This window comes from Cohnella phaseoli (genome assembly GCF_003386235.1).
GTDB classification, from domain to species: Bacteria; Bacillota; Bacilli; order Paenibacillales; family Paenibacillaceae; genus Cohnella; species Cohnella phaseoli.
In genome coordinates this window covers 1-16594 of the sequence record NZ_QRDZ01000043.1, presented here as the reverse complement: position 1 = coordinate 16594, position 16594 = coordinate 1, and the positions used below count along the sequence as shown (strand labels likewise).

The following is a 16594-nucleotide window of genomic DNA, read 5'->3' as shown; positions in this document are numbered from 1 at the left end:
AACGTTTAGTCGCGCAGACCCCGCCCGATTAACGGGCAGGATGGTTGCGCTGCCACTCCAGAAGTGCTTTGGCCGTCTCCATGTCCGTAACGAGCACGTCCATGAACTTGCCTCTAAGCGCGGCGACGATTGCCTCTACTTTATCATTCCCAGTCGCAACGGCAATGACATTCGGGATGGCTCGAATTTCTTCGATGGACAAGCCGATCATCCGCGATTCTCCATCATAGTGAACCCGCTCACCCTCGGCGCTCAGGAAGGAGGTCGAGATGTTGCAGACCGCTCCTTGGTCGCGCACGCCGTTCATCTCTTCCTCGCTGAAGTATCCGGACTTGACGATTGTCGCTTCCTCCGAAACTTGGCCGATTCCGATCAGAGCCAGCGAAACCTTCTTGGCGGCTTCCAGCACTTTGGAGATTTCCGCCTCGCTCTGGAACATCTCCCGCGCTTGCGCAGAAGCGACGACTGCCGGGGCGTTCAGCAGAAAATGCCGGCCCCTGAAATTCTCGGCGAACACTCTGGCATTCGTATTCGCATGCCACGCGCCGCCGTCTGCGCCGAATCCGCCGATCATGGGCACGAATTTGACTTCCTTGCGACCGACGTGCTGAATTTCCCGACCGACGGAAGCGATCGTCCGTCCGGCCATTATCCCGACAACGTCGCGGTCCTTGATCGCGCTTTCCAATAGCGCCGACGCCGCGCGGGCGACGTGCAGCTCCATCGTCTGGCGATCCGCTTCCGGGACGTGAACGACAATCACATCGTGGATTCCGAAGGTTTCCGCAACCGCCCGCTCATACATCTGCTCTTCCGAGTACGGATTGCGTATGCTGATCTGAACAATGCCTTCGGATTTGGCGGCGGCGAGCATTCTGCTGACCTGCGGACGCGAGATGCCGAGCCGCTCGGAGATTTCCTGCTGGTTCAGTCCGTCCATATAGTACAACGTGCTTACTTTGACTAGCAGCCTTCTCTTTTCTTGACTTACCTCATTCACAATACTCCGTGCCCCCTCCCTCTATGAACAAATGTTCATTTCAGAATTTTTGTTCTGAAGCTATCATACTCCGATCTGAAAGGGTTTGCAAGAACAAATTTTCGGCAGTGATCATATGTTCGATAAAAAGGACATGTATCTCCCTCCGCTGCCCCGGTTCGCTCTGGGAGATACATGCCCTATAGATCAGCTCTGACTAGCGAACAGCCAATATAGGCTCCGCCGGGTACGCAACGTCATTAAGACCCCCGATTAACCCAGTGTTCATCGCTTCCCAGTTGTCGTCCGCGGAACTCGAAGCAGTTTCTTAGGCCCCCACTGCACGAACGTATCATTGCCGTCTTAGTTCGATCTGTTCGCAGGATGCACTACGTCTTTTTGATTTAAAGCGGGAACCCCGCCTTAAATTCGATTTCGCACCATTTTTCAGTTATTTAATGCGGATTTCCCACCTTATTTTTTCGATTCTCCACTTTTTTATATTTTAAGGGGAATTTTCCGCTCTAAATCCGCACTTTTCCTCCTTGCGACAAAATTAGCGCGGACTTCCCGCTTTATTTTTCCGCTCCTCCCTCTTCAACCGTTACCAAAAAAAGACGGCAATGCAAGGCCCATCCCTTACACCGCCATCTCTTTACAGTTGACTCTTAACTCCCCGCCCCGCGATACCGCTTCACGCCGTAGTTCCAGAACGAAATGCCAATCGTCAGGAAGACGAGGCCGACGACCGGCGTCAGCCACGGCATCCACCATTCCTCCAATCGCCCGAGGAAAAATGAAGCCGGGTACACGCCCACGAATGCGAACGGGAGCAGCCACGTCAGCAGAAACTTGATTGTTTTATTGTAGATTTCCACCGGGTAACGCCCGTAGTTCTGAATGTTGTAGATGAGCGGCCCGATGCCGGTCGGCGCGTCCGAGTAAAACGAGATCGCCGCCATCGCCGTATAGATGCCCATATAGATGAAGCAAGAGCCGAGCACCATCACAATCAACACAAGCGGATCGTACCAGTGGAATGGCAGACCAAGCGTCGTCCATGACGAAATCAGAATCGCGAGACCGACGAGCCCTCCGAACAGTGCGGGCGGGTCCATATTTTCCAGCATGACCTGCACCAGAGAATGCGTCGGACGGGTGAGCACCCGATCCATCTCCCCTTTGACGATGTACCGCTCGCTGAAGTTCCAGGCGCTGAAGAACGTCGAGAATAGCCCCGAAGCCAGCATAAAGTACCCGTAGACGAACACGACCTCCGCCTCGCTCCAGCCGCCAAGGGACGGCGTATGCATGAACACGATGAAGATGAACACCAGGTTCAGCCCGTTAAACAGCAGATCCGACAGCACCTCGATCCAGAAATCGGCGCGGTAGCTCAGCTTCGTCTTCAAATAGTTGGCCAAATAATCCCGATACAAGCCCAATGTAAACGCGAATCGGTTCATTTTCTCAACCCCCTTGCACGAACAGACGACGCCGCGCCGCGCGCCATACGAGCATAATCGGTACGATCAGCACGACCGTCCAAGCGACCTGCACGAGCAGCGCATTCCACACGTCCGCCCCCTGAATTCGCCCTGTAAACACCGAGCCCGGCAAATACGTAATCGCCTGAAACGGCAACCAGTTCATAATCGAAATCGCCCATCCCGGGAAAAAAGCAATCGGAACGACGACGCCGGACAGCAGGTCGACCATAATTCTTTTCATCGACATAATCCCTTGATTGTTCTCGAAGAAGAATGCGCCCAGCCCCGTCAGCAAGTTAAGCTGCGTATTAATCAGAAAGCTGAACCAGATCATGACGAAGAAAACGATCCACTGCACCGGATCGGTCGGCAGCTCCAGCGGAAAAATAAACGAAACGACGATCATCCCCGGAATCATGAACAGCAGCAAGCGGAACAGCCCTTCGCCGAAGCCCTGCATCATTTTCACGAGCAAATAAGAATATGGCCGAATAATCTGGATCGCCACGCTGCCGTCGACGATCTCATTCGAAATTTCCCGGTCCAGGTTGTTAAAATAAAACGCCCGCGCCATCCACGACACAGCCACATAAGTGGACATCTGGATAACCGTGAACCCCTGCAGCGTCTCCGCCTCGCCAAAAATGGCCTTCCACAAAAAATAATACGCCCCGATATTGATCGCGTAGATCACGATGCCGCTGTAATAGTTGACCCGGTAAGCGAGCATCATCAGAAACCGGATGCGGACGAAATCCAAGTACATACTCATCATCGCGCCGCTCCCGCCTCCGTCTTCTCGGTCTCGCGGTCCCCGGGGCCTGTCTCCCCTTCGCTCAGGGCGGACAAATCGCGCGGCGCTTCGGCGCTGCCCGACTGATAAATCTCGCGCACGATCTCATCCGTATTCGTCTCGAAAATTTTAATATCGCTAATATCGAGCCGGCCCACGACGCGCGACAACACCTCGGACACGTTCATCTCGCGCGGAATCCACACCTTGGCCGTCAGGTCGTTGTCCAGCGACCAGCGCACATCCAGCTCTCCCGTCAAGGCCGACACCCTAGCCAGCGTCACCGGATCGGTGAACTGGAACTGCACCTCGCGCCCTTTGCCCCAGCGCGCCTTCAGCTCCTCCAGTCCGCCGTCGTAGATAATGCGCCCGTCGTCCAGCATAATGACGCGCGAGCACAGCGCCTCGATGTCCTGCAGATCATGCGTCGTCAGCAGAATCGTCGTCCCCTGCTCGCGGTTGAGCCGTTTCAGAAACTCGCGGATTTCCGTCTTCACGACAATATCCAAGCCGATCGTCGGCTCGTCCAAAAACAAAATCGAAGGATTGTGCAGCAGCGCCGCCACCAGCTCGCAGCGCATCCGCTGACCCAGGCTCAGCTTGCGCACCGGGCGGTTTAGCAGCTCCTGCAATTGTAGGGTTTCCACCAGCTCGTCCAGCCTTTTGCGAAAATCCGTCTCGTCGACCCGGTATACTTTTCTGAGCAGTCGAAAAGATTCGATGACTCCGATATCCCACCACAGCTGGCTGCGCTGCCCGAACACGACGCCGATGCCCTGCACGAACTTCTCGCGCTCTTTATAAGGAACGAATCCGTTGACGAGCAGCTTGCCGGAGGTCGGCACGAGAATGCCGGTCAGCATTTTGATCGTGGTCGACTTGCCTGCACCGTTCTCCCCTATGTAACCGCATATTTCGCCTTGAGGAATTTGAAAGCTGATATCCTTGACCGCCGCTACCTCAGTATGCTCCCGTTTGAACAAATCCTGGAGCGCTCCCTTGAGACCTTCGCGGTTTTTCTGGACTTTGAACTGCTTGCGCAGCTGATGCACGTCTATGGCTAACATGATGAACCTCCTAGGGTCAAGTCGAGTTCATTAAAGGTTTTTTACATGAACTTGCGCATTCTGGGGCCGAAACTTTATAATTTTAACATACTGTCAACTGAGAGGACTATCGGAATGAAGAAAAAGTGGAAGATCACCTTGTTCTCGATATTGGGATTGGCTTTTATTTTTTTGTGTGCGGTAGGCTGGTGGGCATGGGCAAGCGTTAAAGAAATCGATAAGGCACAGAAGCCGAAAGAGGAATCGCGGTTCCGCCAGTTTGAGGAGAAGCCGGAGTACAAGCCGCCGGAGTGGGAAGGCTCGGAACGGGTCAACGTGCTGCTCATGGGCGGCGACGACAGAGGGCTGAGAGAAGGGGAAGTGCCCCGGTCGGACACGATGCTGGTCGCCTCCTTCGATCCCGTATCGAAGAAAATACACCTATTCTCGGTGCTGCGCGACACCCGCGTGGAAATTCCCGGTTATAAAGACAACCGCGCCAACACGGCCCTTTCCCTCGGCGGCCCGGAGCTGGCGATGAAGACGATCGGCAACCTGATGGGACTGGATGTTCAGTATTATGTTTATGCCGATTTTCAAGGATTCATCAAGCTGGTGGATGCGCTTGGCGGCGTCGACTTCTATGTGGAAAAGGATATGAAATGGACCGACAATGCGGACGGCAACCGGTACGACATCAACCTGAAGAAGGGGCAGCAGCATCTCGACGGCGATAAGGCGCTGCAATACGTGCGTTTCCGGCACGACAAGCTGTCCGACTTCAGCCGCACCGAGCGCCAGCGCCAGTTCCTGAAAGCCGTAGCGCTCAAGCTGATGGACGGCTGGAACCTGATCAAGCTTCCGGATATTTTGAGCGAGGTCGTTCCGTACATCGAGACGAACATGACCTCGAACGATATGCTGAAGCTGGGCACGCTGGGCTACAATTCGCATCAGGCCGGCTCCGCGCAAATTCCTCCAATGGACCTTGTCTTCGACGAAAACGTAAACGGTTCGGCGATGCTGGGCGTACGGAATCGCGACAAGCTGAAGGAATACGTACAGGAAGTGCTGAGCACGGACGATACGGCAGTCGAGGAAACTCCGGGAGCCAGCCCTTCCGCGAGTTCGGCAGCCGCACAAAATTAAGTACTATACCGCCGTCCCTCGGGATGGCGGTATGATGTTTATATTCGTCTTGCAGGCCAGAAAGCAACAACACGGATAAGCGGAGGTTAGGAGAAAATGAATCAGAGAGTACGTTCGGAGCAGCTGTACGAGGAAGCTCAGCGCCACATTGTCGGAGGAGTGAACAGCCCCTCCCGTTCCTTCAAGGCGGTCGGCGGCGGTGCGCCGGTGTTTATGGAACGCGCGGAGGGCGCTTATTTCTGGGATGTCGACGGTAACCGGTACATCGACTATTTGGCCGCGTTCGGGCCGATCATTACGGGACATGCGCATCCGAAGGTCACCGAGGCGATCGTCCGGGCGGCGCAGAACGGCACGCTGTACGGCACGGCGACGGAGCATGAAATTCGGCTCGCGGCGGCGCTGAAGGAAGCGATCCCTTCGATGGATAAGGTGCGCTTCGTCAACTCGGGCACGGAGGCGGTCATGACGACGATTCGCGTCGCCCGGGCGTTCACCGGCCGCAACAAAATCATCAAGTTCGCCGGCTGCTACCACGGCCATGCCGACCTGGTGCTCGTCGCCGCGGGCTCCGGCCCGTCGACGCTCGGTATTCCCGACAGCGCGGGCATCCCGCCCAGTATTGCCAGCGAGGTCATTACCGTGCCGTTTAACGAGTTGGACGGGCTGCGCACGGCGCTGGAGCATTGGGGCGACCAGGTCGCGGCGGTCATGGTCGAGCCGATCGTCGGCAACTTCGGCATGGTGATGCCGAAGCCCGGCTTTCTGGAAGGGCTGTGCAAGCTGGCGCGGGACGCTGGCGCTCTCGTCATCTACGACGAGGTGATCAGCGCGTTCCGCTTCCACTACGGCTCGGCCCAGACATTCTCGGCGTTCGCGGATCAGGAAGCGATCCGGCCGGATCTAACCGCCCTCGGCAAAATCATCGGCGGCGGCCTTCCTATCGGAGCTTACGGCGGCCGCGCCGACTTGATGGAGATGATCGCGCCGCTCGGCCCCGCTTATCAGGCGGGCACAATGGCCGGCAACCCGGCGTCGGTGCTCGCCGGACTGGCTTGCCTGGAGGTGCTGCGCGAGCCGGGCGTTTACGCTCGCATGGAAGCGCAGGCCGCACGGTTGTGCGACGGGCTGCAAGCCTCTGCGGACCGGCATGGCGAGCCGCTGACGATCAACCGGATCGTCGGCGCGTTCTCCACTCACTTCTGCGCCGGACCGGTCGCCAACTACGAGGACGCGCAGCTCTCCGACGGCGAGCAGTTCGGCCGCTTCTTCCGCCTCATGCTGGAGCGCGGCGTCTACCTCGCCCCTTCTAAGTACGAAGCATGGTTCCTTACGACGGCTCACACCGATGCCGACATTGACGCGACCTTGTCTGCGGCGGAGGAGTCTTTCGCTGAGATGGGAAGTGAACTTTAAGTCCGTTAGTTTCTAACAATTTAAAAAGCTCGCATTTGCCAGGGGACTGCTCCTGCTCTTGCGAGTTTTTATGTTTCAGCGACCTCCTGCTTGCGATCCATCAGCGAATCCCCTGAGCCAAAATCCTTCCGGAACCGATAAGCGTCCACCACCGTTACCATGCAATCGAGCCGACTAAACTTCATCAAGTCGATGCCAGGCTCCTCATCGATGTTCTGTACGGCCACAAAATCCCCCCCTCCGTCAATACCGCAACATTTACCGCTCGCGTGCGTCACTTATACATACCTTCCCATTTCGATGGAAACAGGCTATCGGGATATTCCTATACGACGTATGGCGGGCAGGCGATATTCTAGAATCGAACAAGCTTAAGGAGAACTTATTACAATGAAACTGCAAATCCAAAAACAATTGACGAAGATCGTTCTCGGTTCCATGCTGCTGTCGATCCCTTTTTCCGCCGCTTCCGCCTATGGGCAAGATGTCGCTGCGCAGCAGAATACCGTTCTGCTGAAGTCCAATAGCGCGAGTATTGAATTCAACGGTCGGCTCATGAAGGCCGTCCAGCCGGTTACTTACAAGCAAGGAGCCAACTTTATTCCGCTGAGAACTGTAGCCGATTTGTACGGCTACACCGTCTCCTACGACGCAGCCACCCAGGAATCGGTCGTCTCGAAGAAGGGCATGGAACTCCGATTTAAGGCGGGCACGGCCCGTTACACCTTAAATGGCGCAAAGCGCCTCGCATCCGGCAAGCTATTCACCCTGCAAGGCAGTATGATGGTGCCAATCCGTACCTGGTCGGAAATTACCGGCAGCCGTTTGGAGGCAAGCGGAACCTCGTACTCTCTTTCGTGGAAAGAAGAAGCGAAAGCCGTGCCCCCGGTCGCGAAATTTTCAACGAACAAAACCGTCTACAAAATGGGGGAACCCATCGAATACTCCGATGAAAGCTACGATGAACGCGGCAAAATCGTCAAGACGGAATGGACAGGCTTGGAACGCGCCTTTTTCCGTCCCGGCGTTGTGCATGTTACGTTGAAGGTGACCAACAATTATGGCCTAACCGATTCCTTGACGCAGGAGATCCGGATTACGGAGGAATCGATGTACACCGAGGAGGAATTCAATCGTCTGTTCACGCCCCCGGGCGACAAAATGACCATTAACGGCTCTTCCGTTCTCCGTATGACGAAAGTGCCGTATACGATCGAATCCCGGCCGATGCAGTTAATTCGCAGCAACAGCCCTGAATATTTCCTCGAGGAAGGAATCGCTTACCAGGATAGCGTCTCGGGCAAGCTCCGAATCAATATCCATAACGGCAACCGCTCGGGCAAAACACTGACCATCTACCTGATCGCCACCAATCGCAAGAGCTATCCGGTCACCTATAATATCGAAGCATTCGGCAAGGGCGGGCCGACCGACTACGTCTCCACAAGCGGGAAAAACGCCGTCGCCCGCTTCCTTGAAGATACGGCTCACGGCAAGCCTCGCGATCAAGTCGTGCTGCAGCCGGGCGAATCCGTCATCGTCTTGCCCGAGGTTAGCGATACGCCGCTGAAGCCGAATCTGATTATGACCTCCTATACGGAGATTCAGACCAGCGACGAGCTGCAGTTTACCGTTGCCGCGGTAGATGCGGAGGCGCATCCGGGCCAAAATATATTCGGGATTCTTCCCGAGCTGAAGCAGCTCGATCGGGATGGCCGTCATGTCCGCGGAACGTTCCAGGATGCCGATCGTTCGCTGATCGTCAACGAGGCGCTCGGCTACGAGGAGCAGCGGATTTCAATCGGCGATCTTGACGACAGCTTCCTTCAAGGCGAGGATAAGCTGCTAGGCATTCCGGAATCGAATAAAGGCAATACCGGCGTGCGTTACAATGTGCGGGTAAAGGTTGCGCCTCATACGCTAATCGGACTCAATGCGCGGGGCGGCCATTATGCGGGGGCGCTGCTCGTCAACGACCGGGTGGTGCAGGCGGTAGAGAAGAGCATTTTGAAAAACCCGGACGAACTGGGTATCCTGTACCGTACCGGCGATAAGGAAGAGACGGTCGATCTAGCGTTGATCGTGGCATCCGGCAGCAATCTTCCGATCAACCTGGTGTTTGTTCCAATGCCACAAACCGTTCAATAAGCTTATTGCGTTAATCAAGAGGCTGTCTTATAAGTAGAAAAGAGTCGTACGAATGGATGATCGATAGTGAATGTTGTACGCCCCTACTTATGGGACAGCCCCTTGCGCGTCTCCCCTCCCGTTCCCCTCCTCCCCTTACCCGGATTGCCGCAATTAAGGTTTCTTTAAGAACCTGTCCACTATTTTTTAAGCAGTCGTGAGCCATTCCATTAAGATGTCATCTGTATAATCCTCCTCATATAGAAGGAGGAGATTCGTTTTATGTTTTTACGCAGAAGGTCTTGGGCATCCGTGATTTCATTGGTAATACTGGTTTCTATCATCCTCGCTGCCTGCAACAAGGAAGTACCCACACATGCAGAAGGGAAGGCAACTAAGCTTGAAACTGGAGCGGTAACGGTATATAAGAAGAAGGCAATATCGAAAAAAAGTAAGGTTTACTATAAGGATCGGGTCGCCGTATTGATGTATCACGATCTCGTCAAAGGCAAGACGACGAAAAAGGCGTTATCGGCGGAAGTTTTTAAGAAACAGATGGAGCTATTGAAGACAAGCGGATTCCGGGTCATCGGCATGAAGGAGTATTCGGACTTCGTTCTTAAGGGGGGAAAGGTGCCTGACAATGCGGTACTGATTACCTTTGACGACGGCTATGAAAGCTTCTACAAGCTGGCGTATCCGGTGCTGAAGGAATACGGCTATCCGGCCACCGCTTTCCTCATCGTCAGGTCTATCGACGAGCGGATCGGAGTCCCCAAGATGACCTGGGATCAAATGCGCGAGATGCAGAAGGACGGTATGACCTTCTACTCTCACACTTATGATTCGCATGCGTATGCCGATGTGAACGAGAGGGGCAAGTCGAAGCCTGCGCTTACGGCACGCAAGTATCTGATCAATAAAAAACGTCAGGAAACGAAGGAGGAGGCCAGGCAGCGGATTATCGACGATCTGAAGAAAGCGGAGGAACGGTTGAAGGAGGAGCTCGGCAACACCGACAGCATCCTGTGCTTCCCTTACGGCGCTTATAACGACACCGTAATGGAAGCGCTGAAGTCGCTTGACATCCAAATTTCCTTCACAATCGAGAAGGGAGTCAATTCCCGCTCCGATGCCAAAGGCTTCAGAATCAATGCCGCCAAAGTGGGGATGGATCCGGAGACGACAATCGGGCAACTGAAAAAGATTAAAGCTTATACGGGATGAGTTGCCCTCAAGGAGAGGAGCCTACATAACGGAAGAGGATGCCCCTGAATAAGGACATCCTCTTCCGTTTCGCGTTTCCTAGTTATCTCACTTCCCGATGAAGCGTATGCTTCTTGAGCCGCGGGCTGTATTTTCTAAGCTCCAGTCGCGACGGATGCGTTCGTTTGTTTTTCGATACCGTATAGTTGCGGTCGCCGCACTCCGTGCAGGCCAAAGTGACGATTACTCTCATGCTGCTCACCTCTCTATTCGCTTAACCTGTAGCTCGCTTACGCCTGGAATTGCTCCTCCATCTGTTCCGCCGACCCATTCGGAAAACCGTCCCGGAAAGTCGACCAATTCATCGCCAGCTCCTCATCCGTCAGCAAGCATTCGTCCAACTCGGCCGTAAGCTGTCCCCGGTTCATCTCGATGCCGATAAACACGAGCTTATTGATCCGATCTCCGTACAACGGATGCCAGTGCTCGGCCACCTTTGGCTCGTCTCTTAGAATCGCGTCCCGCTCAGCGTCCGGCAATGCCGCCACCCAGTAGCCCGCAGGACCGAATTGAATCGAAGGCCCGGCTTGGCTGAAACTTTGCGCCATTTGGCTCCGCGTAGCCAACCAGACGATTCCCTTGGCGCGTACGACCTCGGACGGCCAATCGCTCATCCAGGCCATGAGACGCTCCGGATGAAAGGGGCGCGCTCTCTCGTACACGAATGAAGCGATCCCGTACTCTTCCGTTTCCGGAACATGGTGATCCTTCTCCATTTCCTGGATCCATCCCGCCGATCGGCTGGCCGTCTCAAAATCGAACAGCCCCGTATTCAAAATAGCCGACGGCTCAATCCGCCCATACTCAGACCGAATAAGCTTGGCTCGCGGCTGCAAAGCTTTGAGCACCTTTTCCAGCTCGGCAAGCTCCTGTGCCTCCACTCTGTCGCATTTATTCAGAATAAGCACATCGCAGAACTCGATCTGGTCGATGAGCAGGTCGACGACCTCGCGCGTATCGTTTTCCCCGACCTCCTGCTTGCGATCCATCAGCGAATCCCCTGAGCCAAAATCCTTCCAGAACCGATAAGCGTCCACCACCGTTACCATGCAATCGAGCCGGCAAAACTTCGTCAAGTCGATGCCAAGCTCCTCGTCGATATATGAGAAGGTCTGAGCGACAGGGACCGGCTCGCCGATTCCCGTCGATTCGATCAGAATGTAATCGAAACGATCTTCTTTCGCCAGCCGCTCCACCTCTTGCAGCAAATCCTCGCGCAGCGTGCAGCAGATGCAGCCGTTGGACATTTCCACCAGCTTCTCCTCCGTACTCGACAATCCGCCTCCATCCTTGATCAGGTCGGCATCGATGTTCACTTCCCCCAGATCGTTCACGATGACGGCAACCCTTAAGCCATCCCGGTTGTTCAGCACATGATTCAGAATCGTCGTTTTCCCCGCACCTAAATACCCGCTCAGCACTGTTACCGGCAATTTGTCTTTGCTCATTGTCGCATCTCCTTGTCGGTTCAATTGGATTCCGTACAATATTTTAATTCTTCAACGACTTGGCCAGCGCAGTAAGGTTGTTGGACATAATCCCGAGATAGTCCAGTCCGGCTGCAATATCCTCCTCGGTCAAGCCTTCGAGCGGATTCAGCACATCCGTCGCCGCGCCGATCTCGTCCGCAATCGCTTGAGCGACCTTCGGATCGACTAACGTCTCGAAGAAAATCGTCTTCACTCCATGCTCCTTCGCCAGCTCCACAACCTTCGCCATTTGCTCGGGAGAAGGCTCCTGCTCCGGCGATAGTCCCGAGATCGGAATCTGCGTCAGCCCATAAGCCTTCGCCAAATACCCGAATGCCGCGTGCTGCGTCACAAACTCCTTCCTTGTCGCGCCGTTCAGCTCATCCTTGAATTTCCGGTCGAGCTCTTGAAGCTTGGCTATGTAAGCCTCCGCGTTCTCCCGGTAATTGTCCTTATGCTCAGGGTCGGCCTGCTCCAGCGCCGCCTGGATGTTGCGCACCTGCTGCTGGGCAAGAGTCGGATCCAGCCATACGTGAGGGTCCAATTCATGGCTGTGCTCATGTTCATCGTGCTCAGCAGTTTCCGATTCGCCTTCATGGGCGTGCTCATCTTCGTGTTCGTGTTCCTCGGCCTGGACATCCTCGCCTTCGTGTGCGTGTTCATCCTCATGAGCATGCTCGTCCTCGTGAGCGTCTTCATCCCCGTGCTCATGGTCGTGTTCATCCTCTTCGTGACCATGCTCGTGCCCATGATCGTGCGATCCTTCGATCAAATCGATTCCTTCGATCGCCTTCACGTCGATTCGCTTGTCGTTCTTGACGCTCTCGAGCGTCTTCTCCGCCCAGCCCTCCACGATACCGTTGTAGACGAAGACGTCCGCCTCTTGAATCGACGCCGCATCCTTAGGAGTCGGCTCCCAATCGTGCGGCTCGGTTCCGGACGGGATCAAGCTAACGACATCCGCATACTCCCCGGCCACTTGTCTGGCAAACTCGGCCATCGGATAGAAAGAAGCGACGATTTGCAATTTATTTGGGTTCGACGAACCGCTGCTTGCCGTCGCTTCATTGGCCGTCGTTCCGCTCGCTTGGCTCCCGCTCGCCGGGTTATTTTCCTTCGATTGTCCACATCCCGCGACCAACAGTGCAGCGATCGCGATTCCAGCCATACCTTTATACCAACTTTTCATTCCGTGAAATCCTCCTTGATTTTCCTCGTAAAACTGATATTTTAATCGCAGCCTTCTTTAGCGCAATTCCGGCGCCCAGAATAACAAGCAGCGTCAACGCTATCGTTCCTCCCGGGGGCGTGCTCAGTTCGTAGGAAGCGGATAGCCCCGTGAAAACTCCGCCTACGCCGACCAGCATCGCCAGCCCAACTGCCGCGTTAAAGCTCGGCGCAACTCGAATCGCCAGAGCGGCGGGAAGCACAATCAGCGACGATACGAGCAGCACGCCAACGATCGGCATCGCCGCGGCGACGATCATTCCGGTCATCGTACTGAACAGGAGCGATACGAGACGGACCGGAATGCCTCTCACCTGCGCCGTCTCTTCATCGAAGGCCATCAAGTAGAGCGCCTTCCGGCAAAGGTAGAAAAATGCGCCGCCCACGACCGCAACCGCCGCAATTAAGCCGATCTCCGTCTGTCGGACGGCTACGACCGATCCGAACAAGTACGAGCTAAAGCTTCTCCCCACACCGGGATTGAGCGACATTAGCACAACCGCCGTAGACAACCCGCCGATCATAATAATCGCGACAGACACATCGGAGTACGATCGATACGACCGACGAACATTTTCCGCCACAATTGCCCCAATCACCGCAACTACAAATCCGGCCAGCGCCGGACTCCCCCGCGCCAACGCCCCCGCAGTCACCCCCGCCAACGACACATGCGACAGCATATCCGCCATTAGCGCCTGCCCTCTCAGCATCAGATAAACTCCCAGCACCGACGCAATCATCGCGATCGCCCCTCCGGCCAGAAACGCCCTCTGCATGAAGTCGTAGTGAAGCATCGTTTTCTACACCTCTTGTTGTTTAATCGTAATCATTACGATTCTAGTCCAAAGGGAAACCGGACTTGTGGTCCGGCTTTCTTCTCTTTGTTAATCGTAATAATTACTATTAGAGGTTAACAGGGAGAGATTTTTTTGTCAACCCTAACTGTAAGAGCAATATTTAGAAATTACACAAGAAATGCTGCGGAGAAAGTACAGATGTGCCTATAAAAAAGGGGCTTTCCCATAAGCAGAGCTGTTCAGATGACTAGAGTGAAGGACTGAAGTATCTTCAGCCCCTCCTCATCAAACCGTACGTGAGGTTTTCCCTCATACGGCTTTCCGATGTTCGTCATTCATGTGCATGCGACTTACAAAAGCGTCTTTAATCCATGCATCTGGCTTAACCATTTTACTTCCTGTCCGGAACTGTGCCAGCGGGAACGCTGGCGTTTCTTCGCGTACCACTTCGTCAGCCGTGTTCGGATGTACCAGTCTAGTTTGGTCATCCATCTCGTGCTGTACGGTGTCGCGTAGTAGTTCTTCCATCCTTGAATCCTCAGGTTGAGCCAGTCTACGTGTTCCTGGAACGAGACATATCGCATCTTCGGCGGCGCCAGTCGCTCCTTTACCACTTCCCGGATGTGCTTCTCTGCTTTCTTGCAGAGCCATTGCTGGGTCGTGTAGTACACGCGGTTCTGGCCTGTTTCTGCTTTTGTCTTCCGGTGGTGCATGCCGAGGAAGTCAAAGCCTTCTTCACCCGTCCATAGCCCCACAATTCGCGTTTTCTCCGGGTGCAAGGTCAGTTCCAGTCGCTCCATTATCGCTTGGATTACCTTCTGTGCGTGCAGCGCTTCCTTCCTCGTCTTGCACACCACGACGAAATCATCTGCGTATCGCGTCAGTTCCCCGACTTCCTTACCATGCTTTTCCCACAATCGGTCGAAGTAGTTCAGGTAGATGTTGGCCAAGAGCGGGGAGATCACTCCTCCTTGCGGCGTTCCGAAGTCGGAGCGTCTCACCTTTCCTTCCTCCATTACTCCTGCTTCGAGCCATTGTCGAATGAGTTTGAGAATGCGTCGGTCACTGATGCGCATTTCCACCAGCTTCATCAGCTTCTCTTGGTTGATGTTGTCAAAGTAACTTTGAATGTCGACGTCGATCACCCAATTGCCTTTACGGTTGCACGCCTTGCGAATTCGCTCCAGCGCTTGTTTCGCGCTGCGTTTGGGTCGGAAACCGAATGAACAGTCCTGAAAATCTGCTTCAAAGATGGGTTCCAGTACGAGTTTGGTTGCCATTTGTACGACGCGGTCTCTCACCGTTGGAATGCCTAGCGGGCGTTTCCGCCCATCCTTCTTGGGGATATAGTGACGACGTACGGGCTGCGGGCGGTATGACTTGTTCACGAGTCGTTCCTGGCATTCCGCCAGGAATCGGTCTTCGCCGATCTTCGCGATGGCTGTCATCGTTTCCCCGTCGACGCCTGCCGCTCCCTTATTCGCCCGTACTCTCCGCCACGCTTCCTGTAGCACATCCTTTCGATGGACTTTGTCATACAGTGCATGGAATTTTCGGCTCTTGCTTGTCTTGGCAGCATGACCTAGCTTCTCTTGGAGTTGTTGAACTTTTTCCTTAGGTGTCGTTAGCCATTTGGCATTCACTCACTCGTACCTCCTTAAGAAGCTTGAACAAAGCAGGGCGCCTTCCCTCCCGCAGGTTGTGTTGTCCTGCGTTCGTCGGTGTAGAGTCGAAGGAGGTCGGCTTGCGCCTTCCTCCGTCCGCTCGTTCAAACGGATCGTGCAGTTTTCCCGCAATCCGCTTTCCTTCATGTCACCCTCTGGGTGCAGCCCGCAGGTTCAAGTCTGGTATTAATGACAAGAGGTTTACCAATCTGTACTTGGAGTAGAGAACGGATTCATGTAGCATCTTCCATCCCTTGTTGCGCCAGCGTTTAAAACGGTGACTCCACACTCGCCGGACAATCCAACGTTGAAGTCGGTTGAAGAGCTTCCTTACGTGGGCTTTACGGAAATAGTTGCCCCATCCCCGTATGACGGGGTTGATGGAGTCAATGAGTTCAAAGACCGTCAGCGGAATGCGTCTACGTGTCCGGGCTCGGATGGTGTCCCTGAACGATTGGATTGATTTGTCCTTGGGAAAGGCATAGATGTTCATCTTTGGTTGCTTTTTCACCTTTTCCCGCGGCAGCGTCAGTCCTTTTCCTCGCTTCAGTTTATATCCCAAGAACTCGAATCCCCATTTAATATGGGTGATCCTTGTTTTCTCCGGGTGAAGTGTCAATCCGAGCGATTCCAGAATCGTTCTAGCGTCTCTTAGTGCCTTCGCGGCTTCCGCCTGCGTTTTGCAGAGGACGACCCAATCGTCGGCAAAACGCGTCAGGCGATATCCTTTGCCCGTCATCTCATGATCGAATCGGTTCAGGTAAATGTTGCTAAACAGCGGACTCGCTACGCTGCCCTGCGGTGTGCCGCTGGGCGTGTCGTATTTCTTTCCGTCTTCCATATACCCGGCTTCGAGCATTTGTCTGACCAGATTGAGGATTCTCCCGTCGCTGATTTGCTCGGCGATCATGTCGATGAGCGGCTCATGGTGCACCGTCCCGAAAAAGTCCCGCAAGTCCGCGTCGACCACCCATTCGCATCCGTCCATCAGTTCGCGATAAATTTTCCGCATCGCTTGATGGGTCGAGCGGCCCGGCCGGTACCCGAAACTGCATTCGCTGAACAGGGGTTCAAAGATCGGTTCCAACCTGTTTTTCAGTGCCTGTTGGCACACCCTGTCCCGTATGGTCGGGATGCCCAGCGGACGTTTCTCCTTGGGCTTTCCCTT

Annotated in this window: 14 protein-coding genes and 1 pseudogene; 4 read left to right on the top strand and 11 right to left on the bottom strand. The window is 54.6% G+C overall.

Going from position 1 to position 16594, the window contains the following annotated elements:
* Positions 1 to 28 precede the first annotated feature (28 nt).
* The 4 genes from DFP98_RS34430 to DFP98_RS34415 form a co-directional block, all read right to left on the bottom strand.
* Complete coding sequence (locus DFP98_RS34430; RefSeq protein ID WP_116065169.1) at positions 29 to 1000, bottom strand: sugar-binding transcriptional regulator; 972 nt, start codon at positions 998 to 1000, stop codon at positions 29 to 31.
* Between the two features lie 647 nt (positions 1001 to 1647).
* On the bottom strand, positions 1648 to 2445 hold the full coding sequence (locus DFP98_RS34425) for an ABC transporter permease (protein WP_116065168.1): 798 nt from the start codon (positions 2443 to 2445) through the stop codon (positions 1648 to 1650).
* A gap of 4 nt (positions 2446 to 2449) precedes the next feature.
* A complete protein-coding gene (locus DFP98_RS34420; RefSeq protein ID WP_116065167.1) occupies positions 2450 to 3244 on the bottom strand; it encodes an ABC transporter permease in 795 nt (264 codons plus the stop codon).
* Complete coding sequence (locus DFP98_RS34415; RefSeq protein ID WP_116065166.1) at positions 3241 to 4329, bottom strand: ABC transporter ATP-binding protein; 1089 nt, start codon at positions 4327 to 4329, stop codon at positions 3241 to 3243. The genes DFP98_RS34420 and DFP98_RS34415 overlap by 4 nt, the downstream gene beginning before the upstream one ends.
* Before the next feature lie 114 nt (positions 4330 to 4443).
* Between DFP98_RS34415 and DFP98_RS34410 the strand changes: the two genes are divergently transcribed.
* Positions 4444 to 5457 (top strand): LCP family protein, encoded by a 1014-nt coding sequence (locus DFP98_RS34410; RefSeq protein ID WP_116065165.1) that lies wholly within the window; start codon positions 4444 to 4446, stop codon positions 5455 to 5457.
* A gap of 96 nt (positions 5458 to 5553) precedes the next feature.
* Entirely contained in the window at positions 5554 to 6873 is a 1320-nt protein-coding gene (locus tag DFP98_RS34405) for a glutamate-1-semialdehyde 2,1-aminomutase (protein WP_116065164.1), read from the top strand.
* A gap of 74 nt (positions 6874 to 6947) precedes the next feature.
* Here the strand turns inward: DFP98_RS34405 and DFP98_RS34400 are convergent.
* Positions 6948 to 7085, bottom strand: a pseudogene (locus DFP98_RS34400) (GTP-binding protein); the annotation flags it as partial.
* Between the two features lie 178 nt (positions 7086 to 7263).
* On the opposite strand from DFP98_RS34400, the gene DFP98_RS34395 reads away from it, so the two are divergent.
* Complete coding sequence (locus tag DFP98_RS34395; protein ID WP_116065163.1) at positions 7264 to 9021, top strand: stalk domain-containing protein; 1758 nt, start codon at positions 7264 to 7266, stop codon at positions 9019 to 9021.
* 291 nt (positions 9022 to 9312) lie between these two features.
* Positions 9313 to 10227, top strand: coding sequence for a polysaccharide deacetylase family protein (locus tag DFP98_RS34390; protein ID WP_181918128.1), 915 nt, complete (start codon positions 9313 to 9315; stop codon positions 10225 to 10227).
* An 82-nt stretch (positions 10228 to 10309) separates the two neighbouring features.
* Here DFP98_RS34390 and rpmG read toward each other — a convergent pair whose 3' ends face one another.
* The 6 genes from rpmG to ltrA (DFP98_RS34360) form a co-directional block, all read right to left on the bottom strand.
* Positions 10310 to 10459 (bottom strand): 50S ribosomal protein L33, encoded by a 150-nt coding sequence (gene rpmG, locus DFP98_RS34385; RefSeq protein ID WP_116065161.1) that lies wholly within the window; start codon positions 10457 to 10459, stop codon positions 10310 to 10312.
* A 37-nt stretch (positions 10460 to 10496) separates the two neighbouring features.
* Positions 10497 to 11714, bottom strand: coding sequence for a GTP-binding protein (locus DFP98_RS34380; protein ID WP_116065160.1), 1218 nt, complete (start codon positions 11712 to 11714; stop codon positions 10497 to 10499).
* A gap of 43 nt (positions 11715 to 11757) precedes the next feature.
* Positions 11758 to 12924 (bottom strand): metal ABC transporter substrate-binding protein, encoded by a 1167-nt coding sequence (locus tag DFP98_RS34375; protein ID WP_116065159.1) that lies wholly within the window; start codon positions 12922 to 12924, stop codon positions 11758 to 11760.
* Positions 12908 to 13759 carry a metal ABC transporter permease gene (locus tag DFP98_RS34370; RefSeq protein WP_116065158.1) on the bottom strand — a complete coding sequence of 284 codons (852 nt, stop codon included), beginning with the start codon at positions 13757 to 13759 and terminating at the stop codon, positions 12908 to 12910. Before DFP98_RS34370 ends, DFP98_RS34375 begins: the two co-directional genes overlap by 17 nt.
* A 353-nt stretch (positions 13760 to 14112) precedes the next feature.
* On the bottom strand, positions 14113 to 15405 hold the full coding sequence (ltrA, locus tag DFP98_RS34365; protein ID WP_116065157.1) for a group II intron reverse transcriptase/maturase: 1293 nt from the start codon (positions 15403 to 15405) through the stop codon (positions 14113 to 14115).
* A gap of 169 nt (positions 15406 to 15574) precedes the next feature.
* The coding region (gene ltrA / locus DFP98_RS34360) for a group II intron reverse transcriptase/maturase (protein WP_116065156.1) at positions 15575 to 16594 on the bottom strand (1020 nt) is incomplete at its 5' end.

Bases quoted from the DNA above. Each gene is read 5' to 3' on its own strand.
- DFP98_RS34425 (WP_116065168.1), bottom strand. From the start codon at position 2,445: ATGAACCGATTCGCGTTTACATTGGGCTTGTATCGGGATTATTTGGCC.
- DFP98_RS34420 (WP_116065167.1), bottom strand. From the start codon at position 3,244: ATGATGAGTATGTACTTGGATTTCGTCCGCATCCGGTTTCTGATGATG.
- DFP98_RS34415 (WP_116065166.1), bottom strand. From the start codon at position 4,329: ATGTTAGCCATAGACGTGCATCAGCTGCGCAAGCAGTTCAAAGTCCAG.
- DFP98_RS34410 (WP_116065165.1), top strand. From the start codon at position 4,444: ATGAAGAAAAAGTGGAAGATCACCTTGTTCTCGATATTGGGATTGGCT.
- DFP98_RS34405 (WP_116065164.1), top strand. From the start codon at position 5,554: ATGAATCAGAGAGTACGTTCGGAGCAGCTGTACGAGGAAGCTCAGCGC.
- DFP98_RS34395 (WP_116065163.1), top strand. From the start codon at position 7,264: ATGAAACTGCAAATCCAAAAACAATTGACGAAGATCGTTCTCGGTTCC.
- rpmG (WP_116065161.1), bottom strand. From the start codon at position 10,459: ATGAGAGTAATCGTCACTTTGGCCTGCACGGAGTGCGGCGACCGCAAC.
- DFP98_RS34380 (WP_116065160.1), bottom strand. From the start codon at position 11,714: ATGAGCAAAGACAAATTGCCGGTAACAGTGCTGAGCGGGTATTTAGGT.
- DFP98_RS34375 (WP_116065159.1), bottom strand. From the start codon at position 12,924: ATGAAAAGTTGGTATAAAGGTATGGCTGGAATCGCGATCGCTGCACTG.
- DFP98_RS34370 (WP_116065158.1), bottom strand. From the start codon at position 13,759: ATGCTTCACTACGACTTCATGCAGAGGGCGTTTCTGGCCGGAGGGGCG.